The 24,541-nt window shown below is 57.9% G+C and carries 16 protein-coding genes; 7 read left to right on the forward strand and 9 right to left on the reverse strand.

Annotated features, from left to right (window positions below; translation table 11 throughout):
* Positions 1-157 precede the first annotated feature (157 nt).
* The 9 genes from KJA79_RS10770 to KJA79_RS10810 all read right to left on the reverse strand — a co-directional run bounded on the left by KJA79_RS10770 (position 158) and on the right by KJA79_RS10810 (position 11,596).
* On the reverse strand, positions 158-2,737 hold the full coding sequence (locus tag KJA79_RS10770; RefSeq protein ID WP_213042051.1) for a TonB-dependent receptor domain-containing protein: 2,580 nt from the start codon (positions 2,735-2,737) through the stop codon (positions 158-160).
* A 174-nt stretch (positions 2,738-2,911) separates the two neighbouring features.
* Entirely contained in the window at positions 2,912-3,928 is a 1,017-nt protein-coding gene (locus KJA79_RS10775; protein WP_213042052.1) for a FecR family protein, read from the reverse strand.
* 83 nt (positions 3,929-4,011) lie between these two features.
* Entirely contained in the window at positions 4,012-4,617 is a 606-nt protein-coding gene (locus KJA79_RS10780; RefSeq protein WP_213042053.1) for an RNA polymerase sigma factor, read from the reverse strand.
* 517 nt (positions 4,618-5,134) lie between these two features.
* A complete protein-coding gene (locus KJA79_RS10785; protein ID WP_213042054.1) occupies positions 5,135-7,711 on the reverse strand; it encodes a TonB-dependent siderophore receptor in 2,577 nt (858 codons plus the stop codon).
* A gap of 185 nt (positions 7,712-7,896) precedes the next feature.
* The gene (locus KJA79_RS10790) at positions 7,897-8,883 is read right to left on the reverse strand and encodes a FecR family protein (protein WP_213042055.1); all 987 of its coding nucleotides are present in this window, start codon (positions 8,881-8,883) and stop codon (positions 7,897-7,899) included.
* A 94-nt stretch (positions 8,884-8,977) separates the two neighbouring features.
* The gene (locus KJA79_RS10795) at positions 8,978-9,505 is read right to left on the reverse strand and encodes an RNA polymerase sigma factor (protein ID WP_213042056.1); all 528 of its coding nucleotides are present in this window, start codon (positions 9,503-9,505) and stop codon (positions 8,978-8,980) included.
* A 10-nt stretch (positions 9,506-9,515) separates the two neighbouring features.
* Positions 9,516-9,890 (reverse strand): energy transducer TonB, encoded by a 375-nt coding sequence (locus tag KJA79_RS10800; protein WP_213042057.1) that lies wholly within the window; start codon positions 9,888-9,890, stop codon positions 9,516-9,518.
* Between the two features lie 542 nt (positions 9,891-10,432).
* The gene (locus KJA79_RS10805) at positions 10,433-10,807 is read right to left on the reverse strand and encodes a helix-turn-helix transcriptional regulator (protein ID WP_213042058.1); all 375 of its coding nucleotides are present in this window, start codon (positions 10,805-10,807) and stop codon (positions 10,433-10,435) included.
* Between the two features lie 588 nt (positions 10,808-11,395).
* Positions 11,396-11,596, reverse strand: coding sequence for a hypothetical protein (locus tag KJA79_RS10810; protein ID WP_213042059.1), 201 nt, complete (start codon positions 11,594-11,596; stop codon positions 11,396-11,398).
* Between the two features lie 246 nt (positions 11,597-11,842).
* Here KJA79_RS10810 and KJA79_RS23320 point away from each other — a divergent pair, with 246 nt between their 5' ends.
* From KJA79_RS23320 to zwf, 7 genes are all read left to right on the forward strand, one after another.
* A complete protein-coding gene (locus KJA79_RS23320; RefSeq protein WP_213042060.1) occupies positions 11,843-12,379 on the forward strand; it encodes an integrase core domain-containing protein in 537 nt (178 codons plus the stop codon).
* 1,145 nt (positions 12,380-13,524) lie between these two features.
* The gene (locus tag KJA79_RS10820) at positions 13,525-15,009 is read left to right on the forward strand and encodes a sigma 54-interacting transcriptional regulator (RefSeq protein ID WP_246507584.1); all 1,485 of its coding nucleotides are present in this window, start codon (positions 13,525-13,527) and stop codon (positions 15,007-15,009) included.
* Between the two features lie 353 nt (positions 15,010-15,362).
* Positions 15,363-15,848, forward strand: a complete 486-nt coding sequence (locus KJA79_RS10825; protein WP_213042062.1) for a hypothetical protein — start codon at positions 15,363-15,365, stop codon at positions 15,846-15,848.
* A 185-nt stretch (positions 15,849-16,033) separates the two neighbouring features.
* The gene (gene sthA / locus KJA79_RS10830; protein WP_213042063.1) at positions 16,034-17,455 is read left to right on the forward strand and encodes a Si-specific NAD(P)(+) transhydrogenase; all 1,422 of its coding nucleotides are present in this window, start codon (positions 16,034-16,036) and stop codon (positions 17,453-17,455) included.
* A gap of 589 nt (positions 17,456-18,044) precedes the next feature.
* Complete coding sequence (gene tkt / locus KJA79_RS10835) at positions 18,045-20,108, forward strand: transketolase (protein ID WP_213042064.1); 2,064 nt, start codon at positions 18,045-18,047, stop codon at positions 20,106-20,108.
* Between the two features lie 56 nt (positions 20,109-20,164).
* Positions 20,165-23,047: a bifunctional transaldolase/phosoglucose isomerase gene (locus KJA79_RS10840; RefSeq protein WP_213042065.1), complete on the forward strand. Its 2,883-nt coding sequence runs from the start codon at positions 20,165-20,167 to the stop codon at positions 23,045-23,047.
* A 100-nt stretch (positions 23,048-23,147) separates the two neighbouring features.
* Positions 23,148-24,533 (forward strand): glucose-6-phosphate dehydrogenase, encoded by a 1,386-nt coding sequence (gene zwf, locus KJA79_RS10845; RefSeq protein ID WP_213042066.1) that lies wholly within the window; start codon positions 23,148-23,150, stop codon positions 24,531-24,533.
* Positions 24,534-24,541: the final 8 nt, after the last annotated feature.

Here is a 24,541-nt window from a genome sequence, read left to right on the forward strand (position 1 = left end):
CGGTCCTACAATAAGAGACGTACGACGGGCCGGAAACCACACCTGACCGCATGGATGCGACCTTGCCGGACCACGCCGGCATGATGGATGGGCGGAGAAGGGGGGCACCCCCGTCCGGCCTTTCGGCGGACGAGGGGTCGTCTGAGAGGGGCTTCGCCTAGAACGTCCACTTGGCGCCGGCTTGCCAGAGCGCCGGGAGGCCAGGATAGATGCCGCGGGTTCGATCCATGATGGTGGCTTGATCCAGCATGTTCTTGGCGACGAAGAAGAAGGTCGTGTTGATCTTCTTCACATACTGGTTGACCGATGCGTTCATCATGCACCATCCCCGGACCATGCCCCGTTGTCCGTTCGCCGTCGGGGCGACAATGTTCCGGTCGTCTCCGAACTGATCGCTGATGCACTGCGCTTCCAGCCTGGCATTGAACGCGCCGAGGCTGAATGCCCGGTTGGTAAACCCGATCCCCGCCGTCAGCAGATGTTTGGGCGAGTAGGGGAGCCGATTGCCGCTCACACTCACGACCGCCGCTTCCGTGGGCAGGAGCGCCCCACCGGTGATCGAGCTGTTGCGCGTGCCGATGAACTCGGCCTGAGCCACCCAGGTGTAATTCAAATCGAGCGTCACATCCTGGTCCTTATCCCGTCCCTTCATCGCATCCCAGAGGTCGAGGCTGGTGGCGAATTCGATGCCGCGGTGCCTGGTCTCTCCCGCGCTCGTCAGGGTTGCGCCGGTACCGCCCGCCGCCGACTGCGAGATGATCTGGTTATCGAAGTCCATCTGGAAGAGGGTGAATTCATACCCGGCCCAGTTGGCCAGGTTGCCCCTGGTGCCCAACTCGTAGGTCCAGCTCAATTCCGGTCCCAGATCGACGACGGCCCCGGTTCCCGTGATGGCGTCCGAGACCTGCGGAGGCGACATGCCGCGATGCGCGCCGAAGAAGAACGTGTGGTTCTTGAATGGCGCATATGTGACGCCGATTCCCGGCAGCACTTCGGTAAAATTGGCTTTCCCGAACGCCCCGTTGCCGCTGTTCTGCAGCCGGTCGTATTGGTCGTAGTTGATGTGCTCGACGCGCACGCCGGGGGTAATTGTAAATTGACCGAAGATGAGGCGTTCCTGGAAGAACAACGCATAGGCGTTGGTCGTCCGCAGGTTGTTTTCGTTCAAACAGGTGGCGCCGGCCACGGCCAAGAAGCAGCTCGACGTGACGCCTATGCCTGATCCCGTATTCCGAAATTGCTTTCGATCCGACTGCTCGTACATGTAGCGTGCGCCGAAATCGGCCGTCGCGTTGACCCCGAGAATTGAATGATCGTACTTGAAGCGCGATTCGACCCCGTAGACCCAATACTCCCGTTCATTGGTGAACCGCGCATTGCCGGGGACAGCCCCGAAGGCGGTGGCGGGAATGGCGTTGCCGAACTGCAGAGCGCCGTTGAGGCTCCCATCGGCGTTGACTCCCTGTGTCGTCTGCCTCGTCCAGTCGCGGGACATGTAATGGCCGAAGAAGTTGGTGGTCGACGTCAAGTTGGCGGTGAACATGTGGTTGACCGCCACATGCGCGCCCATCCGGCGAAAATCGAAGTGATCGTTCTTGAACAGGGTCTGCCTGTTTTGGCCGCGTGGAGAGCCCCATTCAGATTCGGTCAACCCTTGGTAGCCGATGCCGGAATCCTCGCGGTAGTAATTGAACTTCGCCATGATTTGCGTCCGGTCGCTCAGCTCTTGGACCGTCTTGAACGTGATGTCGTCCACCTTGGCCCTGACATTGGTGAACCGCGGAGTGTCGCTCTGATAGTGGGTGTAGTCCACCATGTAGCCGCTTTTGCCCCAGGTGCCTCCGTAGTCGAAGTGGGTGTTGAAGTAGTTGTTGTTGCCGCCCCAAAACTGAAAGTTTCCCTCCGGTTTGGCCGACGGCATACGGGTGATGAAATTCATCACGCCCCCGATGGTTTGCGGACCGTAGAGCAACTGCCCGCTTCCTTTCAGAACCTCGATCCGATCGAAACGAAAGATCGGGGGAAAGTAATAGGATGAGGGATCGGCGTAGGGCATCATCATGATCGGCACCCCGTCTTCCATGATGTGCACTTTGCGACTCCTGGTAGGGTCCAACCCTCTGATACCGATGTTCGGTCGGATACCCAACCCGTCTTCATCCCGGACATGCACGCCCGGCACTTCGCGCAGGGCTTCATTGATGGTGAGACGATGGTTCTGTTCGATACGCTCTTTGGTAATCACGCGGCCGGAGCCGGGAATGTAGTCGAGGGCATTTTCGGACGTACCGATGATTTCGACCAGCGGCACCTTGACCGCTTCTTCCGCGCCTGCCGCCGTCACTGGTTCATCGGGGCCGAGGGCGACCAACGGTGCCGCCGCGGCAGACGAGGCGCCGGAAGGCGCAGCCCGCTCCAGCACGACCGTTCCGTCATCGGCTGTGTAGTAGGCCAATCCGGTTCCCTTGAGCATGAGCGACAAGGCGTCTTTGGATGAGTATCGGCCTATGACACCTTCGGATTGCTCGGACTGGATCAATTCCGCTCGGTGAATGAATCGAATCCCGCTCTGATCACGAAATGCGCGTAACGCTTGGCTGAGCGGCTGCGGGGGGATGTTGAATTCGACCGGTTCCTCCCGCAAGGCGGTCTGCTCGGCGGCAACCGTGCCGCACAAGCCCGCGCCGACACCGAGCGCGCACAGGAGGACCAGGATCATCCTGGGTATGACGTACATAACCTCTCCTTTCTACGAATACAAAATGCGAGGGAATTGCGACACACAGAGGACGATCCGAAAGGGCGCGATTCCCTACTCTCTGGAACTCTTTTTTATGATCATTTTCAAAACAGGCGTGGAGCGAGTGGTGTGGAATGGACGGTCGCAGCCGGCTCGTCACGGAAAAAGGGGTCAGCGCGCCAGGATCGTGAGGTAGGGCGTCAACTGGATCGTGCGAAACCGGGCGGCCCGTTGCAGCAGGGTCAGGGATTGGACGGGATCGTTCAGGGAGACGCTTCCCGACAACTTTTGGGTACGAAGGCTGGTGTCGACAATGAGCACCATATCGGTTCGATACCGGTTCAGTTCCGCAATGATCTCGTGCAGCGGCATCTGGTCGAAGACCAGCTCATGCCGGCGCCAGGCTGTGACGCTGGGGAGGTTGACGGGTTCGGGGTGAGTAACCCGCCCTCCGTCTTCGATGATGATGCGGGAGCCTGCGTGCACGTCGATCGAGTGGTCACGGCGCAAGACACGGACCGTTCCATCCAAGACGCTGACGACGGTGTCTCGCCCGTGGCGATCGATATTAAACACCGTTCCGAGCGCTTGCACCACGCCGTCCCCGACGGTCACCTCGAAGGGGCGTGCGGGGTCATGTGCGACCTCGAACAGGGCTTCGCCCTGCTTCAGCGACAGGCTGCGACGGTTCTGCGAGAGCGAAACGGACAATGCCGATCGTGTATTGAGGTGAACCACGGATCCATCGGCCAACGACACCGCTGTGTGTTCTCCCGGACGGGTATGGTAATCGGCCAGCCAGAATTCGACGCTGGGCCACAGGCTGAATCCGAGGGTCGCCAGGAGCAGGCTGGCGGCAAGGGCCATTCCCCATGGGCGTCGGCGATAATCGAATTTCGGCGGCGTTGAAGCAGGCAGCGGGAGCGACTTGTGGGGTGGTGGGTTCGCTGCAGGGGGTGGGTCTCGACGGACCTGGTCTGCCAACCCATCCAAGGCTTGCCAGAAGTGCTGAGCCTGTCGGAACTGAGACTCATGCTCGGGATCACGAGTTCGCCAGGCGGAAAAGTCCCGTCGCTCCTGTTCCGACATCATTCCGGAATGGATGCGGAGCAGCCATGCATTCGCTTCCTCCCAGGGGCGCTGCGGGGCAAGATGTTGGGATGACTCGATGTCGTCAGGTTGAGGCATGGTCCATCCGGCTGCGCCTGTCACGCGACATGCGGAGGCGGTATCTGAGAATAGTCTGATTACGAGGACGACTCAAGAGCGGTTCATTCACTGGTGGTGGATAGGTGCTGCGCCTCAAACCGAGCCCGGCAGTACCTCATGGCTTTTGTGAGGTGGTGTTCGACGGTTTTGATGGAAATGTTGAGCTCGCGGGCAATGTCCAGATAACTCTTCTGCTCGAACTTGAACATGATGAACACGGCTCGCCGTTTGGGCGGCATGCTGTCGATGGCTTGAAGTAACGATGCTAATCGGTGTTTGGCATCAAGGGTGGTCTCCGCGTCCGGTAGATCCGTCGGGAGGGTCACGGCTTGGTCCAGAGGAGTGGACCGTGAGCTAGTGCGTTCCTGTCCTCGCAAGTAATCAATGGCCAGGTGTTTGGCGGTGGTGTAGAGAAAACTGCGCGGGTTTCTGACGCTCTCAGGGTTCGTCAGGGTGACGATACGCAAGTAGAGTTCCTGCACCAGATCGGCTGCTGCCGACGGACATCTGACCTTCCAGGTAAAAAAGCGCAGCAACTCATTCTGTTCGATCCGGACAAACGCGATCAAGGTGTCAAGCGAGACGGTCGACGTTTGAGCGCTCTCGTCCACGGTTGGGCAGGCCAGGCTGAGCGGGCCAAGGTCTGGACGTTCCGACCACTCAGACATGTGAAGCCTTACGATGCATTGGTGTGAGCTCGTGATGCCGCTCGAGTGCCGTTTTATTCGCAGCCGGCTGACCCTACCAGATGCAGGGCGATAGGGTGAATGTTCGAATTCCGGAAATGCTGCCGGCCGGCTTTATTCGGCTCTATGAGGGTACGGTTTCGGTGATCTCATACGTCTTACTTTTAGTGGCTGCTTGCCCTGCGTAGCTGGACCATATCTGTATGAATTCTGCCTCACCAGTGTCACTTCCAGGTAAAGACGTACGGTGTGTCTGCGGCCGACTCACGGCTCGCCTCGAAAAGCGGGGGTTGGTCGTGAAGTGCCACCGTTGCGGCGAATTGGTGGTGATTTCCCTCGCCGATCTCAAGGCACAACTCAGCCAAGCGACTCAGTAGCGAATCCGAAAGGTGGATCCTGTCGTGTTTCAGGCGCAATTCTGTCTGCGTCTGAAACGTGTGAGGCGCGCTCCCGTGGTCGGGCGCGCGCCTCGCGGAGAAGGCTCAAGCTTTCGTCCCGCTCAATGGAACTCGAACTTGAGTGATCCGATGGCCGTAAACGGCGCGCCGGTGTAGACGATCTCGCGGAAGTTCTGCGCGCCGCTGAAGTAGCGGTGGTCGAGCACATTGGTGAAATTGATTGCGGCAAGCAGGTTGGTCTTGTTGAACACTTCTTGCTTGCGATAGTAGAGCGCGGCGTCCATCCGGACATACCCGGCCAGTTCGAACGGCGCCTGGCAATTGGCGGGATCCTGACATTGGAAAATCCCGTTCCGTTTGCCTTGCGCGTACATACCGATACCGGCGCCGAACCCCTGCGCGATGCCTTCCTGGAAGAAGTAGGTGGTCCACAAGCTGCCCTGATGTAGCGCGCTGTTCGGAGCACGGCTGCCTTCAGCGAAGAGCAGATCTTTCGTTACACGCGTGTCGATGTAGGCATAGTTTGCGATGATGTCCCACCCGGGCAGGATCTGTCCCGCGATGTCGAATTCCACACCCTTGCTGCGCTGTTCTCCCGTCGCAACGGAGAAGAAAAACCCGTTGAACGGATCGGCCGTCAGCACATTCTTTTTCTTAATGTCGAACAGGGCGACCGTGGATCGTAATTTCCCTCCGAAGGCCTGGTACTTGATACCGCCTTCATAGGATTTGCCGCGTTCGGGGTTGAAGAGGGTGCCGTTGATGCTTCGCGACCCGGCGCTCTGGGGAGCGAACGATTCCGTGTAGTTGGCAAACAGCGTGATGGGTTTCACCGGTTGATAGGCGATGCCGACCGACGGGCTGAAGGCCGTATCGGTTTGGTTGTTTTGGCCCCTGGTGGCGGTGAAATCGTCCGGATGATTCGTGATGGTTTGATCGAAGAGGTCGAACCGGCCGCCAAAGTGCATGTGCAGGTTGTCCAGCAAATCGACCTGGTCGCCGAAGTACGCGCCCAGGATGTTGTTTTGTGTGCTGGCATCGCTGAATTTCGTGAGGGTCGGATTCAGAAACAGCCGATCGTTCGTATTGAAGATGTTGATATAGCTGAACGCTCCAGGCGTGCTCGTGTCGCCGCCGAAATCTCCCGAGGCCGTGGCGGCTGAGTTTTCCCGGCCGAGTTCGATACCGATGATCGTTTTGTGTTTGATCGAGCCGGTCGTGAAATTGCCGTGGAGTTCGTTCTGTAAGTAGTGGCTCTGGACCGTCGTCGGAAGCTCGTACCGAGCCAGATTCAAAATGCCGTCGCTCTCGGCTCCCACCAGGAAGTTGGATTCAAGGCTTGAGTAGCGGCCGCTGGTGACGGCGGTTCGGAAGGCGGTCCGCCACCGGAATAGGCTACTGATGTCGTGCCACAGGGTGATTGTGGCCTTCCCGTGATGGGTCTCCAGTTTGCGGGATGGATCGCCCAGAAAGCTGGAGACCGGAATTGGGGCGACTCCGTTGCCGAAGGCGACGAGGCCTCGGTCAATCGGGGCTCTGTCGTACATATATTCGGCTTCGAAACGTAAGTTCGTGCGTGAACTCATCTCCCACCCGAAGGTCGGCGCGAGGAAGATGCGTTCGGTGTTGACGCCGTCGCGATAACTCCCCCCAGACTCGTACATGCCGTTGAAGCGATAGGTGAGGGTTTTGCTTTCGTTGAGTGCTCCGCCCATGTCGATCTGCGGACGATACAACCCGTAACTTCCGATAATCATTTCCGCGGAATAATATTGATCCTTCAGGGGCGCCTTCGTGACTTGGTTGATGACACCGCCCGGATCGGAACGGCCATAGAGGTACGACGGCGGACCTTTGACGACTTCCACGCTCTCGATATTGATAATGTCGCGTTGCGCGCGGGCGCTGAAGTTGCTGTCGTCGCGGAATCCGTTCTTGAACACGTTGAGTTCCGATGCAAACCCGCGGATCATGAAGGTGCCGCCTTGACCGCCCTGTGTACTAGACTGGGAGACACCGCTGACGTTTCGGAGGGCTTCGCTGAAACGAATCACTTTTTGATCATCCAGGACTTGCCGGGTGACCACTTCGACTGAGCGCGGGGTGTCATGGATCGGCGCGGGGATGCGTGTGGCCGTCGAGGACTCGTCCACCGTATATCCCCGATCTTCGACTTCCTTCACCACGATTTCTGGCACTTTCACAGGCTTCGCTGATCGAGGGACCTCCGTATTCGGATTGCGCGGTTCCGGTGCAGTCGACTGTGCAAGTGGTGATGCCGCTGGGAGCACTGCGGAGGCCGGTTCGAGCGTCATGGTGCGGGGCTCGGTGAGCCGGTAACTGAGCCCTGTCCCGGCAAGCATGAGCGCGAGCGCATCTTCTGGTGTGTGACGACCGGAGACCCCGTTCGTGGTCTTGCCTTCCGCCATCTCCGCGGGAACCAACAGACGATAGTTCGCCTGATCGGCAAATGCGGTAATGGCCGAACCAAGCGGTTGCGGCGGAATATTGAACTCCGCCCCCTCCGAGGGCTCGCCGCCCGGCGAGGCTTGTGCGAGTAGAAACACCTGTGGCTCATACGTGGTCAGCCGGTCGTTACCGGCCTCAGCCAGGGCGGCGGCCGACTGAAGCAACACGGCCGACACCGCGGCGATGATGATGTGCCATGAAAGCTGCATGATTCCCCCTGTTCTTGTCTCCATGAAGCCAGAAAAAATTTAGACGGAGGCGTGACGATTGCGGACCGGCGCTCCATAGGTAAAGACGGACAGGGCCGAAAACTTTGCAGTACAAAAATGCGGTTTGTGTGAAAAATCTTACGAGGCGGTCCTGGAAAGAGACGGAGTACGTCGGGAGCGTTCGTCTAGTGCAGCAACACCAGGTAGGGACCGAGGCTGGTTTCGTGAATGCGTAGGGTCCGTTGGATCATCCGTAGCGCCGCATCGGGGTCGGTGAGGTCGAACACCCCGGTGACGTTTAGTGTGCGTAGGGACGGATTCAGAATCAGGATTCGGCCGGCACGGTATCGATTGAGTTCCTCCACCACGGTTCCAAGGGATTGGTCCTCGACGATCAGCTTGCCGCGTTGCCAGGCCAGGATCTGGTTCGAATCGACCTCCTGCGCCGGGCTCCATCCTCCTTCTTCGGAATAGGAAACCTGCTGGCCTTCGTGCAGGACTAACGGCGTGCGCGTGCCAGTGAGAGACGTGGAGACCTGAACGGCGTGTTCCGATACGGTCACGGTGACGGAATGGGGGTGCAGGTGGACCACGAATTGGGTGCCCAAGGCGCGCGTGCTGACGTCGCCGCTGTGAACCATGAAGGGGCGGCCTCGGTCGGGTGTCACCGTAAACGCAGCTTCTCCCGTGAGGAGGCGAATCTCTCGCCGTTCCGGGGAGAATGCCACGTTAAGCGCCGTGTCAGTATTCAACATGACGCGACTGCCGTCCTGAAGCACGATCTGTTCTTGCTGCCCGACTCCCGTTCGATGATGGGCAGTCTGGAGGCGGTATTGATTAAGGAGAGGTTCCCAGATGAACCACCCTGTTGCGAGAACGAAGCAGGCAACAAGACTCCATCGTCGGAGTCGCGGCCACCATCGATGACGATGGAGACGGGCAGGCCGGGTGGCTTGGCCTGGCGAACGCTGTGCCGCGCCTGCATGACCGATGTCTTTCCATAAGGCCTCGGCGTTGCGGAAGGCGAGTTGGTGAGCAGGGCTCAGGGCTTGCCAGGCTTCACAGGCCCGGCGATCTCGGTCGGAGGCATGCCCGGTGTGAAGGCGTACAACCCATTCCAGGGCCTCGTCTTCGAGCGATGATGCGGATTGTGGGGAAATGGCGTCGGACATCCATCCATCCGTCGCACACTCTCTGGGCGGCACTGTGCCCAAACGTGGAGCGCGCGTCTACTGTATAAGACGGATGGTCACGAGCTTTCAACAATCACGAACGTGTGTACACTTCGTCCACATCAAGACGAGAGCGACAATGCTTCAGCGCCTGGATGACATATTTCGCGACCATACTTTCCGATACTCCAAGTTCCTCCGCGATCTCCTTGTGGGTTTTCCCATCTAAACGATTCATCAACAGGGCGCTTCGGCACTTAGGGGAGAGTTCCCCGATCGCGCTTTCCAGTCGGACGAGTCGCTGTTTCGCGTCCAAGGCATCCTCTGCCGAAGGCGCAAGGCTGGCGGTATTCTCGGGTGGTGGATCGGCGCTTAACGCTTCCCGGCGAATACGGATTTTTCGGAGATTGTCGACGGCGAGGTTTGCGGCCACTCGGAAGAGGAAGGCTCGCGGGTTCTGCACGTCGATGGTCGGACGCATGCGTACGAGGTGCATATAGGTTTCTTGCGTGCAATCGGCGGCCAGTTCCCGGCACCCGAGCTTGTGAGTAAAGAACCTCAGCAAGTCATCATGGTGCTGTTCGAAGGCCGACAGGCACGGGATTGTCTGTTCGTGGTGCATGGGTAATATCCTATTCCAGGCGATAGCCGATGGGGATGTGGACGACGACATAGGGTTGACCGAGTGGATATTTCAATGAGACCGGAGAGGCGCGTTCCAGCAGGGCGATGGCATCCAAATCCAAGATTTCATGGCCGGACGGCTCGACGACGGCAATGTCGCTCAGTCGTCCGTCGTCGTGTACGCGCGCCTGCAACAGCACGCTACCTTGCCAGCGCTGTCGTTTGGCAATCGCCGGATAGCGTTTGGCCTGCTCGATTTCTGCAAATAACATCTGGGCCAGCCAACCGAAATCAGGCATGAAGGCCCGCGACACGATGGCCTCGCGGGCCTGGGGCGCAGGTCGGTTGACCAAGCGCAGGGTTTCGGGTACGGCGGGTTCCATGGCCAGGTTTGAGGGAACGGCGGCTTCGATGGGGGGGGGCGGTAGGACGGCGATCGCTGCGGTCGGGACCGGCAAGTCTGAAGGCGAGGGGTCTGCCAGCGTATCAGTGCCAGGGTTCTGAACGGGCTGTTCGGGGTCTGTGGAGGCCTTGTCAGGCGCTGCAGCGTTGAGCGGAGTTAGTTGAGAGGCGGTAGGTTCGTCGTAAAGGCTCGGAAGCGTGCCTTGGTCCGAAGTGACGGCCCTCTTTGCAATTGGTGCCATCACTGTGCGAGCACTATGGTTTGCCGTCATGACGAGGCGGGGAGATGCTTCAGGGGACGCGGATACGGGCGGCACCGATGAGACCGTCGCCTGGCTGGGAACGTCGGAGGTGACAGTTTGGTCTGCAGGTGCGCTGACGATCGAGACCTCCCATCGAAATGGATGTTCCCGCGGGATGACGGAAAACTCCGTGGCGAGCACCAGTGCGGCGCCGAGACTGATCCCGTGAAGCGCTAAGGAAAAGGTCCAGGCACCCATCGATGCGAGGGGGCTATGGCTACTCATGCGGCATCCGCTTGGCGCAGGTGCTGTCTGCGAAACTCAGTCGGTGAACAGCCGATCGCTCGTTTAAAGAAATGGCTGAACGCAAAGGAATCGCTGAAGCCGACGGATTCGGCAATTCCGGCAATCGTATGGCCGTCTTCCAGGAGCATGGAGGTAGCCTTGTCGAGTCGTAGTTGTTTGAGGTGATGCGAAAATGGGCGGCCCATATAGCGCTGAAACACATCCGACGCATATTTTTCAGAATACCCCAAGAAGCGAGAGAGCTCCTTCAGGGTGATACGTTCGCGGAGACGACCAGAGAGAAAGGCATGGAGCCGATCTGCCACAGTCATGGTGTCGTCAGTGAGTTGTGCCTGTGATTGCTGAAACATATATCTCCCCCCCAAATAAAAAAGCCCACGATCAAAATGGACCGTGGGCTCAGGGAATTGAATTCCTCGGGCCTCTACTGCAAATGCGTAGAGAGCTTAGTTGAATATGGTTCTCAATATCAGAGTTGTGCGAACCCTGTCAAGTGCTCTAGTTCCCGAGAGGCACGGAAGCACCGTGAAGTTTCCGGCGTCCGCGTATTGCTTTTCCGTGAGCCTAGACTGGTACAGCCTAGAGGTGCGCAGTCCGGCGAAGGTACTCTTGCCATCATGGAACACGCAGCCATCCGTGCACGACTGCAAGGAGTACAATCCCGAGGGAAACCGACAGGCTGATCACAATCGATAGCTCGTCTCTCATCCAAGCAGGTCTTTTCATGCATGCCTCACGACCCTGTGGGCTAATTATCGCCGTTGGAAATCCGTGGTTCTTTCTGACTTCTGCATATCGCTTTGACAGGTGACGCTCAATGTGTGCCTTGTCATGGGAAAACCGCAGGTCCCACAAGTCATGGTTGCAGCGCTGGGAATTAGCATGACTTGACGGCACAGCGGACAGGCTCGAATTTTCATACGTCGTCTCCTTCTGAATCAGTGTGTCTGTTGTGTGTCCGCGAGCACTTTTGTTCCAAGTTTCTCCACGGCCGTATCTGCCAACCTCGCCACGTTTCGGGCAAATTTCACAAATTCTGCATACTTGAAAGCCACTGTCACCGGGCCATACGTAAGATAGAATCGTCCGCATCCGCACATTTCCAACACCGGTGAGTCATGAACGTGTGCACAGGGCATGTGATACCTCCTTGGGCTGTGTCGGTGAGTCAGTTATCGGTCAGAGGGTAGTATATCGGCCTCGGTTAATGATGATACTAATTCTCAAAATCAAAATAGTGGATCTTGTGGCCTTTGTCAAGCGCGTATTCAGCTCATTGCGTATCCATCGACTTTGCCGGGTTCCTTGCCACTGATTCATAACCCAAGACGGCTGCTCGAATCTCAACTGCATTGAAGAATATCAATGCCACTAGGGGTGTGGGGATGATCCCGGTCGATCAGGGGACAGCACTCCAATCGCGCGTACGGGAAGCCTGGGCCCGTCGGCGAGGCATCCAGCTTGACTCCATTCGATCGGGTAACACAGTGGAAACTGTCTTCATTGAATCGTTTAACGGTTGTTTACGCGACGAGTGCTTGAACGTGCATCAGTTCGCGTCGCTGGCCGAGGCCCAGGCCATCATCGAAACCTGGCGGTGTGACTATAATCGGCGTCGGCATCACAGCTCGCTTGAGCACCTGCCCCCGACCGAGTTCGTCGCACAATGTCACGGACAACTGATCGTCGAAGACGTCGTCTGCTCAGGTTCGGGACTGCCTCATTACGGTGACCAACGTCAGAGCATCGAATTTCCAGGTCCCCGTGCTCTAGTTTTCTGGGGAGGGTCAGAGGAAGCGGTCGCTCCAGTTAAAATCTTTCTGGGAACGGGACCAGCGTCAGGTGCGAACGCAAAGCTCTGTGCGAGATGCGCACCCGTTGGTGCATACGTTCAGCGAGGAAGGCGCGAGCAACGAGTGTGAGAGCTCAATGACACAACGTTTGCCATGGCTAAGGGCCGCAGCGAAGGCATGGCCCTGACCAGTCGGGGAAAAGCCGTATAGGTCTTGGCAACAGGGGATCGTCACCGGCTGCCCACTCTCGGTGAGTGTGCTTCTCGCGAATCATGATGAGGTTACGCTGGTTCAGCTCAGTTTTGACTTCTGCATGTAGGCCAAGCCCGAGCATCCGATCGGCAATTTCACCTATAACAACGATGGGATTGATGACAATCTTATCGAGCAAGACGGAGTCAGCATGATTGCGGAGCACCGCACCACTCGCAAGCCTAGGCGGGGGAGAAGGGGGAAAATACTTGGGGGCGAGGCTCTGGTGCTGGTTTAAAGAGTCTGGTTATGGACAACCAGTTGGACAACCAACCTGGCAAAACAGACTGACAAAGGCCGAAAAACAGAAAAGTAGAGTGAAGTGAGTGATATCTGCCGTGGCGAAATTTGTTAATATTTTAAATGATGTATGGTGCCGAAGGACAGAATCGAACTGTCGACGCCAGCCTTTTCAGGACATATTCTTCGCTTGCAACGATTTGAAATTACTTTCGATTTGTTGTTGAGAGCGGGTTGGATAACCAAATGGACAACTAATCTCTGCAAACGCGCTTTCCGTGGCCGGGGCATTGCAATCGAATTGGTAAAATCATTCTCACCTTTCATTCAGGCGGAACCAGTGGGCTTCTCTCGAGATAATGCCACGAGGCTCAGTCCCCCCATCAACAGTGCGATGCCGAGGTTTTCGGGATGCCGTCGAAGAGAGATCCGGTGAGGTGAAAAACTCTCTGTGTCAAATATCGATATCCTCTCGGCTAAAATTCCTCTTTGTGTGCGATTCTGCACGATTCGCTCACTGAGATTTTGCACTACAGAAAGCTGCTGGCGGACCGATCGTCTTTAGGAGCTCCAGCGAACAGTCAAATCAAGCGCAGCCGTTCGGTTGAAGCGGTAAATTCACACACTCCTCTTGAAAAGTCAGGAGGCCCTCTCGTAGGCAGGAAAATTGCTTCTCTTGCTGCCTCAGCTAACCGCATTGTGCTTGCCCCTTGGTAATGATGATCCATCGTCGGTATCACGCTCTCCTTGAAGTGTCCAATGTCCTGAACTCACAGCGCGAGATGGACAGTCTGTGGCAAGCCTGCATGGAGCGGATCAAGGATGTCGTGCCATGGGAACGGGCCGGAGTCCTTCTCTATGTACCAGAGGACGATGGGTTTCGGTTTCATGCTCTAGAGACTGCTGTGCCAAAGCGTCTGCTGGAACGAGACACTCTCATTCCGCGTGTGGGTAGTGCGGTGGGATGGGTCTATGAACATCGCGAAATTCACGTGCGTCCGGATCTTCAACACCAACAAGTGTTCTCCGAAGATCGTTTGTATGCCGAAGAAGGCCTCGGTCGAATGGTGAACCTTCCGTTATTGGCGCGTGGAAGCTGCCTTGGGGCTCTCAATATTGGAAGTGTGGCGTCAGGAGAGCCTGAAGTTGAAGTCTTAGAGTTTTTGCGCCAAATCGCGACGCAGGTTGCCCTGGCCATCGAAAATGTTCAAGCCTACGAGCAGCTGAACCAGATGAGTCGACAACTGGCGAAGCACAACGCGTATCTGACTCAGGAGATTAAAGAGGGTAGCAATTTTGGAATGCTGGTCGGCAGAAGCGAACCTCTCCGCAAGGTGCTGGCGCAAATTCAGGCGGTCGCGACCACATCCACGACCGTATTAATAACTGGGGAGACCGGCACGGGGAAAGAATTGGTGGCCCGCGCCATCCATGAAAGCAGTTTGCGGCGCACGAAACCTTTCGTACGGCTCAACTGCGCAGCATTACCAAGCGGCCTCGTGGACAGCGAGTTGTTTGGACATGAACGAGGGGCGTTCACGGGAGCAGTCAACCGACACCAGGGACGGTTCGAGCTCGCTCACGGTGGAACGCTGTTTTTGGATGAAATCGGGGAGATGCCGCTGGATGTACAGGCAAAACTCCTCCGAGTGCTGGAAGATCACGTGGTCAATCGAGTAGGAGGGGCGCGCTCTGTCCGTGTTGATGTGCGGCTCATCGCGGCAACCAATGTGGATTTGGACGAAGCCGTTGAGAAAGGCCGGTTCAGAGCCGATCTCTATTATCGCCTGAAGGTGTTTCCGATTGGACTCCCTCCGCTGCGTGATCGGAAAGAAGACATCCCCCTTCTGGCTCAGCATTACCTCCAGATTTGCCAGGCCAAACTCAATCGCCCTGGCCTGGCCTTCAGTGAAACGGCATCCGCGCGGTTGGCTCGGTATGACTGGCCTGGAAATATTCGTGAACTACAGAACGTTATCGAACGGGCCGCGATTCTTGCACCCACTCCTCTCATCGAGATTGACGAGCGTCTCGTCGTCTCCTCATCAAGGCCCATCCCGAACGCTGATCGTCCCCTCACACTGTATGCTGCTGAGCGCGGGCTCATTCTTCGTGTGTTGGAGGAAGCAGGCTGGCGCATTTATGGTCCCCTTGGGGCGGCGACTCGACTGGGCATGAATCCCAGTACTCTACGCAGTCGAATGAAGAAAATGGACTTGTCACGACCTACAGCGCTCCCTACTCTGGATTCTCTCCCTCAATCCTAATCGCCGTTTCTTGTCGAAAACCTGCAGTAGCTGAGGGCCCCTCGACCAATTGTGCTGTGTGCTCAATATCCTCTCTTTTGCGATCCCATTCGCGTCAGCGTATTGCGGAATGCAAGCGGTAAGGAATGGCAACACTTGTTTCTTTGCCCAGAACATCGTGAACAGTCGCGATTTTCCGTGAAGCTTCGCGACGGATTATTCGTGGCTTGAGGCCACGCTCTGGTCCCTTCGGACTGGGAATGCACGAAATCGTTGGAATCACACGTGTTTGCTTGTGAGGCGCCCTGCGATCACGAGTGGCATTTGGTTTGCTATGTTTCTTGTCGGCAATACGTAGTTTGGGAGATGCGAGCATGCGGCCGACAGGATGGCGTGGCGGACTCGGAACGGTTGGATGTCTGTTCGTCACGGGCATCATGGGATTAAGCGGCTGTCACGGATCGTGGCCCTTCTCGGGATCGGCGTCTCTTCTCAGCAACACCCAATTTATGGAGGGCTGGACGACCTATCTCCACTGTCGATCAAGCGCGGAGCTGGACGAAATCCGCACGGATTTACAGCAATTGAGCCGGATGGCCTATGCGGTGGCGACGCTGAATCGGCCATCCGCCTTTCTACCTGCTTCGATGCGCGGGCTTGTTATGCCGCCGCCATCACGGTTGGCCGTCGACCCCCATGCCATGATGGTGGCCTGCGCGCAGCATGGTGGTGAGGTGGCGCAGGTCGTGGGTCGGCCCGAGCTGGCGGTGGAATTGTTCACGGTGGTGTTGGCGGCTCTACGGGAAGGAGTCTATGCCTATCACCCTACGGATATCGGTCGGGCATTTATCCGTGAATAGGACACTCTCATCATCAGAAGTCGTGCTGAACGACTTCTTGATCTGGCGGCAAGGGGCGCTAGCGGCTCAGATGGACAGCGTATGAGTCAGCGTACAAAAACATCTGAGCAGCGGAGGGATTCTCCAGTGAGTGGTACAGCCTCAGGAGGCAGTTCGGCGGCTCGGTGGCAGAGGAGTGAGGCATCATGACGACAGACTATGATTTTGATCTCTTGTGCATCGGCAGCGGGCCGGCAGGTCAACGGGCCGCGATTCAGGCCGCCAAACTCGGGAAACGGGCAGCCGTCGTGGAGAAGCGCCCCTCAATGGGAGGCGGTTGCTTGGATAGGGGGACGATTCCGAGCAAGACGCTTCGCGAGACGGTGTGGTCCCTGTCGCAGAGCAGCGGCGGATTTAACCAAGCTTCGGCGCTTCACCTCGATGGCGCGAACATGCGCCAGCATGCTTCGGTGGAAGCGCTTCTCCAACGTGTGGGGACGGTTGGGCGTCACGAATCGAAAGTAATTGAACAGCAGCTGTTCCGAAACGAGGTGCAGATGATCAGAGGAGAGGCCTCGTTTGTCGATCCGCATACTCTCTTGGTGTCGTCCAGCGAGGGGCGGCGCACGGTCACGGCGGAGAACATCGTGATTGCTGTGGGCACCTATCCGGCTGCGCCTCCCGGTGTGCCGGCGGATGGGGACCTCATCCTCACGAGTGATGATCTCGTGCGGTTGCGGAGGTTACCCAAGAAACTCGTCGTTGTCGGCGGGGGGATTATCGGGGTCGAGTATGCGTCGATGTTCGCGGCGCTGCAAATCCAGGTGATCCTGGTGGATAAGCGCGACCGGCTCCTAGAGTTCTTGGATCGTGAGAGTGTCGATGAACTCATGCAGCAGATGAGAAGGCAGCGGGTGACGTTTCGCCTGGGAGAAGCCGTCGAGCGGCTGGAGGTGACGATCGGAAACCCGCGGCAGGCGGTCGTTCATCTGGAGTCGGGGAAAATGATCGTCGCCGATCAAATCCTCTTTTCGGTCGGGCGAATAGGAGCCACTGGCCGTCTGAATCTGGACGCAGTGGGACTCAGACCCGATGATCGTGGGCGGCTGACGGTGGACCGCCAGTTCAGAACGATGGTGCCGCATATCTTTGCCGTCGGCGACGTCATCGGCTACCCGAGCCTGGCTTCGACCTCGTTTCTGCAGGGACGGCTGGCGGCCTCCTATGCCTTCGGCGTGGATCCGGGACCGATGGTCGAACATCTGCCGATCGGAATCTATTCTATGCCAGAGGTCTCGGCGATTGGACCGCCGGAACATGAACTGACGCAGAAAAAGGTGCCCTATGAGACCGGCATTGCGCGCTATGGAGAAATCGCACGAGGGCAGATTCTCGGAGATGACAGCGGGTTTCTCAAGTTGCTTTTCCATCGCGAGGACCAGCGGTTGCTCGGCATCCATGCCGTGGGAACCGGCGCGACGGAGCTGATCCATATCGGACAGGCGGTCCTGGAGTTGGGTGGTGGCCTGCCATACTTCCTGCGGTCGGTCTTCAATTACCCGACATTGGCGGAATGCTACAAAGTCGCGGCGCTAAACGCGTTCAACAAGTTGATGGGGTGTCGATAGAAATAAGAGGCTGCATCTGGCCCGGCAATGTTTTTTTCGCAAGTGCTGGGGGCTGGTTTGCGGAAATACAAACACAGGAGAAGGAGCGCCATGAATCTCGCCACGCTACGCAGACTCGTCCTCGTTTCGCTGGTCGCTAGTCCTGCCATGGCGCAGGACCAGCCTCGTGGATTGGAGCGAACGCCGCCTACCGGCCCCTCCGAATCGTCGGATGTGACGAGGCCACCGAGGAGTTCGTGGGAAGCATGGCTCGATCATGGAGCACGTGAGGGGATGTCGAGGTCCTATGTCCCGCCGCGGAGCCCTGATCTTGGAAGGCCGACAGTTCCCCTTTCTCCCTCCATCGGACCGGGATCCGGCTCCCTAGGGCCGGAGGGCGGCCGCAGTCCTGCACGGCTCCAGTCGGATAGGGAGACGGAACGGGGTGAGGCACGGCCCGGTGGTGGGCTGCGTTAACGCGATCCTCTTCGGGCATGGGACCGGCTGAACCCGTTGCCAGGATGTTGGCCCTGTATTCGAAATCCGTTCACATGGGAACTCCACAGACGTTCGACGTGCGTGAGGCTCACGTGAACAGATCGGAGGTGTAATGACCATCCAACGTATCGATGAACAGTGTATCAACACTATCAGGACCCTCTCGATGGATGCGGTCCAGCAAGCACAGTCTGGACATCCAGGCACGGCGATGGCCTTGGCTCCGGTGGTCTACGGCTTGTGGCAGCATTTTTTACGGTTTGACCCTCAGGATCCGATCTGGCCTAACCGTGACCGGTTCGTGCTCTCGATCGGCCATGCCTCCATGTTGCTCTACTCGCTGCTGCATCTCTGCGGCGTGAAGGCGGTCAATCCTCAGTACGAGAGGGTGGGGAAGCCGGCGGTGACCTTGGACGACATCAAGCAGTTCCGACAGCTGAATAGCAAGTGCCCTGGTCATCCGGAATATCGCTGGACCACCGGCGTGGAGACGACGACGGGACCACTGGGACAAGGCGCTGCCACGAGCGTGGGGATGGCCATCGCCGGCCGTTGGATGGGAACGTACTTCAATCGTCCCGAGTTCCAGATGATCAACTACGACGTCTACGCCCTCTGCGGAGATGGCTGCATGATGGAGGGGGTAACAGGAGAGGCCGCATCGTTAGCTGGACATCTCAAACTGTCTAATCTCTGTTGGATCTACGACAACAATCACATCACGATCGAAGGGCGCACAGACCTGGCCTTTAGTGAAGACGTGGCGGCTCGCTTCGTTGCCTATGGATGGACTGTGACGAGAGTGGCCAACGCCAACGACCTCCTCCTGCTCGACCGGGCGCTCACGACGTTCCGGGAGACTCAGGATCGACCGACCCTGATTATCGTCGATAGCCACATCGCGTATGGATCGCCGCATAAGCAGGACAGCAGCGCGGCACACGGAGAGCCGTTGGGCGAAGAGGAAGTCAGGTTGGCGAAACGTTCCTACGGGTGGCCGGAGGATGCACAATTTCTCGTACCCGCTGGCGTCCCGGAGCATTTCCAACATCTCATGGGCACACGAGGACGAATGGAGCGAGAGCAGTGGATGAGGCGATTTGCTGACTACAGACAGACTTATCCAGAACTGGCGGATGCCTTGTCTCGGATGCAACACCGAGAGCTTCCCACTGGTTGGGACCATGATTTGCCGAGCTTTCCCGCGGACTCGAAGGGAGTGGCGGGAAGGGATGCATCCGCGATGGTCTTGAATGCATTAGCAGGTCGCGTGCCGTGGCTGATCGGGGGCTCCGCGGACCTAGCACCTTCAACGAAGACTCGGCTGACCGCTGAAGAGGCCGGTGATTTTATTCCTACGAATTATGGAGGAAGAAACTTGCATTTCGGGGTGCGAGAACATGCCATGGCCTCGATCCTGAATGGCTTGTCCCTCTCGAAGGTGCGGGCCTTCGGGTCCGGCTTCTTGATCTTCAGTGATTATGCCAAACCGGCGATCAGACTCAGTGCCATCATGGAACTTCCCGTCATCCATGTGTTGACGCACGATTCGATCGGCGTGGGAGAAGACGGGCCGACCCATCAGCCCATCGAGCAGTTGGCGGCATTGCGGGCCATTCCGGGACTGCTCGTCATTCGGCCAGCCGACGCCAATGAAGTCGTGCAAGCCTGGCGTGTGATCATGCGGCTGCATCATGAGCCTGCGGCGCTGATCCTGAGCAGGCAGGCGCTCCCGACTTTGGATCGTACGAAATATGCTTCTGCCGCCAGTTTGGACAAGGGCGCGTATGTTCTCGCTGAGGCGCCAGGGGGATACCCGGAAGTCCTGTTGTTGGCGACGGGGAGTGAAGTGGCGCTGTGCCTCGCGGCCTATGAACGGCTCACCGCCGACGGGGTGCAAGTTCGTGTGGTGAGTATGCCTTCCTGGGAACTGTTTGAACGGCAGAGTCAAGCCTATCGCGATCAAGTCCTCCCACCCGACGTCACGATGCGAGTGTCCGTCGAGCAGGCTGCGACCACCGGTTGGGACCGCTATGTCGGGGCGGCCGGGATCAGCATTGGCATGAATACCTTTGGGGCATCAGCGCCGCTCAAAGCACTGCAAAAGAAGTTCGGATTTACCCCCGATCGTCTTCTCACCGTGGTCCAAGAACGATTGGCCACCGGCCGGCGTTGAGGACATCGATGATTACTGTATCGGGACAACCAGCGACCAACAAAGAAGGAGACGCCATGATGTACGCCACCCAAGTCAGGATTACGAATCCCGTTCGTGCGCTTCAGGCATTCGGTCAATCAGTCTGGTTGGACTATATTCAGCGGAGTCTCATCACAAGCGGAGCCTTGCAGCGTCTCATCCTCGAAGAGGGCGTGGTAGGCGTGACATCAAACCCTGCGATCTTCGAGAAGGCGATCACCGGAAGTTCGGACTATGCCGATGCCCTGAGTCTGCTCCGGAAGGAGCCACGTCTGGATGCCAAGGCGGGCTTTGAACGGTTAGCGATCGAGGATATTCAGTCTGCAGCCGACCTGTTGCAACCAGTGTATGCCCGCACGAAGCGGCGTGATGGCTATGTGAGCCTGGAGGTGTCTCCCCTTGTGGCTCATGACACGCAGGGGACCCTTCAGGAAGCGAAGCGGCTGTGGGAAGCCGTTGGGCGGGATAACCTGATGATCAAAGTGCCGGCCACACCTGCGGGAATCCCGGCGATCGAACAACTGATTGGTATGGGCATCAACGTCAACGTCACTCTTCTCTTCGCGCAGGAAACCTACGCGTTGGTCGCCGACGCCTACCTCGCGGGGCTGGAGCAATTGGCGAGGCGGGGTGGTGACCTCGGCGGTGTTGCCAGTGTGGCCAGTTTTTTCATCAGTCGCATTGATACCGCGGCGGATGCCGAAATTTCCGTCTTGCTCAAAAAGTCGACGGACGAAGAGAAACGCGCGACGCTCAGAGGCCTCCAAGGAAAGATCGCTGTGGCGAATGCCAAGTTAGCGTATCAACGGTACCAGGCCCTTTTCTCCGGCTCTCGCTGGGATGCCCTCGCGAGGCTGGGAGCGACCACCCAGCGGCTGCTCTGGGCGAGTACGGGCACCAAAAATCCTCGGTATCGCGACGTGCAGTACGTCGAAGAACTGATTGGTCCGGAGACGGTCAACACGGTGCCGCCTGCGACACTGGACGCCTTCCGTGATCATGGCCATCCCGCGAGCCGATTGACAAAGGACCTTGATGAGGCCAAAGCCGTGCTACTGGCTGCGGAACGGGCAGGACTTTCAATGACCGCCATCACCGACCGGCTCTTGGAGGAGGGGCTGCAATCGTTCAGCAACGCCTTCGACCACCTGCTTGTGGCCGTCGAATCGCACGTCAGGGGGAATGACCCTGTGCCACTCAACAGCTGTTCGTATTCGCTCCCGACAGATATGGCTGCTGAAGTCCAGTCTTCACTCAAGGAATGGAACGAGGCCGACAGGGTCCGACGCCTGTGGAATCATGACCCATCCCTCTGGACTGACGGTGACGAGCACCGGTGGCTCGGGTGGTTGGACATTACGGATCAACAACTGGCTCACGTTCCTTTGCTCACCAACCTGGCGGGAGAAACCTGGCGCAGAGGGTTCACCCATATCTTATTGTTGGGGATGGGTGGGTCGAGCCTTTGCCCTGAGGTTCTCAGGATGACGTTTGGAAGGCAAGCCGGCTATCCGGAACTCCATGTGCTCGATTCAACCGATCCGGCCCAGATTCGGACCATTGAAAAACGAATCCAGATTGCCAGCACGCTCTTCATCGTTTCGAGCAAATCGGGGAGCACCCTGGAGCCCATGATTCTCAAGCACTATTTCTTTGAACGAGTTCAGCGGCTTGTCGGGGTCAAAGCCGCCGTCCGGCAATTCATCGCGATTACAGACCCCGGTTCCCCATTGCAACAGATTGCTGAAGCCAACGATTTTCGGCATCTCTACTTCGGCGTGCCAACGATCGGAGGACGGTATTCCGCGCTGTCGAATTTCGGCATGGTGCCAGCTGCGGTCATGGGTCTTGATATTGCCCAGTTGCTCGAGAGTGCGGAAGAAATGGTGGAAGCCTGTTTTCCCTCTGTGCCTGTTAAAGAGAATCCCGGCTTGATACTGGGTGCGACCCTCGGAGTACTCGCCAAGCATGGGCGCGATAAGGTGACGATTGTGTCCTCACCCGACCTGGCCTCGTTCGGAGCCTGGCTCGAACAACTCCTGGCCGAATCGACCGGCAAGGCGGGCAAGGGCATTATTCCGGTTGATCGCGAGCCCGTGGGACATCCCGCGGTCTATGGCGCAGATCGTGTGTTCATCTATATCCGATTGCAGGCAGCGCCGGAGAAGAGTCAAGACGTAGCCATCAACCGGCTCGAGCGGGAGGGCCATCCGATTGTTCGCATTACGGTGAGTGAACTGTATGACCTGGGTCAGGAATTTTTCCGCTGGGAGTTTGCCACAGCAGTGGCAGGGGCCATCATGGGCCTTAATCCATTCGACCAGCCGGACGTCGAGGCGAGCAAGTTAGCCACCAAGGAATTGACCGCGGAATATGAACGAACCGGGGCGCTTCCCGAGGAATCTCCGATTTTCGAAGAGGGCGGGATCAAACTATTTGCTGATCCAGGCTATGCTCACATGCTCCAAGCCGCGGCAGGCCCAACTCTGTCTCTTGGGCGGTATCTCGCAGCCCATCTGAATTTGCTCGCCACCGGCGAGTACTTCGCGTTGCTGGCTTACCTGGAGATGGATCCCAGTCACGAGGCGGAGCTCCAGGCCATGCGTCTGAGGGTGCGGGACGCCAAACGCGTCGCCACCTGCGTGGGATTTGGCCCGCGATTTCTCCATTCCACGGGACAGGCCTATAAAGGAGGGCCGAATACCGGTCTCTTTCTCCAAATCACCTGCGAGGATGCCGTCGACCTACGGGTACCTGGGCAGAGCTACACGTTCGGCGTCGTGAAAGCTGCGCAGGCACGCGGAGATTTTCAGGTGTTGACGGAACGAGACCGGCGACTGTTGCGTGTGCATCTGGGCACCGACGTCCATGCGGGCTTGGCAAGGCTGCGATCAGTGGTGGAGCAGGTGTCGGCATAAAGGATGTCCGGGGCTCCGTCTCTTCGATGGTCGCAAGGCGAGGTTGCGACCGGAGACCATCACGGGGAATGGATGCGTGTGATGTCACCAGGAGGCCGTCATGATTGACTCATCGGCAGATGCACTCGTGTTGTTCGGCGCCACGGGAGATTTGGCCTTCAAGAAGATCTTTCCCGCCTTGCAGGCCATGATCAAGAGGGGGCATCTGACGGTGCCCGTCATTGGGGTAGCCAAAGCGAATAGGAATGAGGCTGAACTGCGAGATCGCATCCGCGAGAGCCTGACACGATTTGGTGGAGGCATCGATGAAGCGGCCTTTGCCAGACTCGCGGAGCGCATACGATTTGTGGATGGCGACTACCGGGCAGATGAGATTTTTACCCGTCTCCGCCGGGAACTCGGCCGTGCTCAACGGCCGCTCTATTACCTGGCCATCCCGCCCAGTATGTTCCGGACAGTGGTTGAGGGGCTCGGTAAATCGGGCTGTGCACGTGGCGCACGAGTGGTGGTCGAAAAACCATTTGGGCGGGATCTGGCCTCAGCCCAGGCACTGAACCGTACGCTGCACAGCGTGTTCGACGAGTCGGCGATCTTTCGCATCGATCATTACCTAGGGAAGGAATCTATCCAAAATCTGCTGTACTTTCGTTTCGCCAATTCCTTCCTCGAGCCGATTTGGAACCGCGGGTACGTGGAAAGTGTGCAGATCACGATGGCGGAGCAGTTTGGCGTGTCCGGTCGAGGCAGTTTTTACGAGGAAACTGGGGCGCTTCGCGATGTGGTCCAAAACCATCTGCTTCAATTGGTGGCCAATTTAGCGATGGAGCCTCCCATCAGCGGAACCGGTGAGGCTTTGCGCGATGAGCGGATCAAGATCTTCAAGCGCATGCGGCCGCTGACCGAACACACCTTGGTTCGCGGCCAGTTTCGCGGGTATCGCACCGAAGACGGAGTGGCATCCAACTCGCAAGTGGAAACATTCGCGTCACTGCAGATCGAGCTCGATTCCTGGAGATGGGCCGGAGTTCCGTTCTTTATCCGTGCCGGAAAGCATCTCCCGGTCACAGCCACGGAAGTCTTTGTCACTTTGAAACGTCCGCCTCAAGACGTGTTTGGCGAGGCAGTCGGGGAGCCACGCAATTATGTTCGATTCCGGCTTGGCCCCGATCGGGTGGCGGTTGCGATTGGGGCACGCGCCAAAGTCCCGGGTGAAAAAATGATCGGACGTGAAACGGAACTCTTCGTGAGCCATCAGCGAGGAGATGAGATGGAAGCCTATGAACGACTGATCGGCGACGCCATGATCGGTGATGCCTCGCTCTTTGCTCGGCAAGACGGGGTTGAAGCTGCTTGGCGTGTGGTGGACCAGATCCTCACCACACCGACACCGGTCTATGAATATGAACCAGGCACGTGGGGACCAAGTGAGTCCAATACGTTGATTGCTCCGTTCGGCGGGTGGCAGAGTCCGAAGGAGCATGAGTAGGGGAGGAG

Source organism: Nitrospira defluvii (genome assembly GCF_905220995.1).
Classification (GTDB): Bacteria; Nitrospirota; Nitrospiria; order Nitrospirales; family Nitrospiraceae; genus Nitrospira_A; species Nitrospira_A defluvii_C.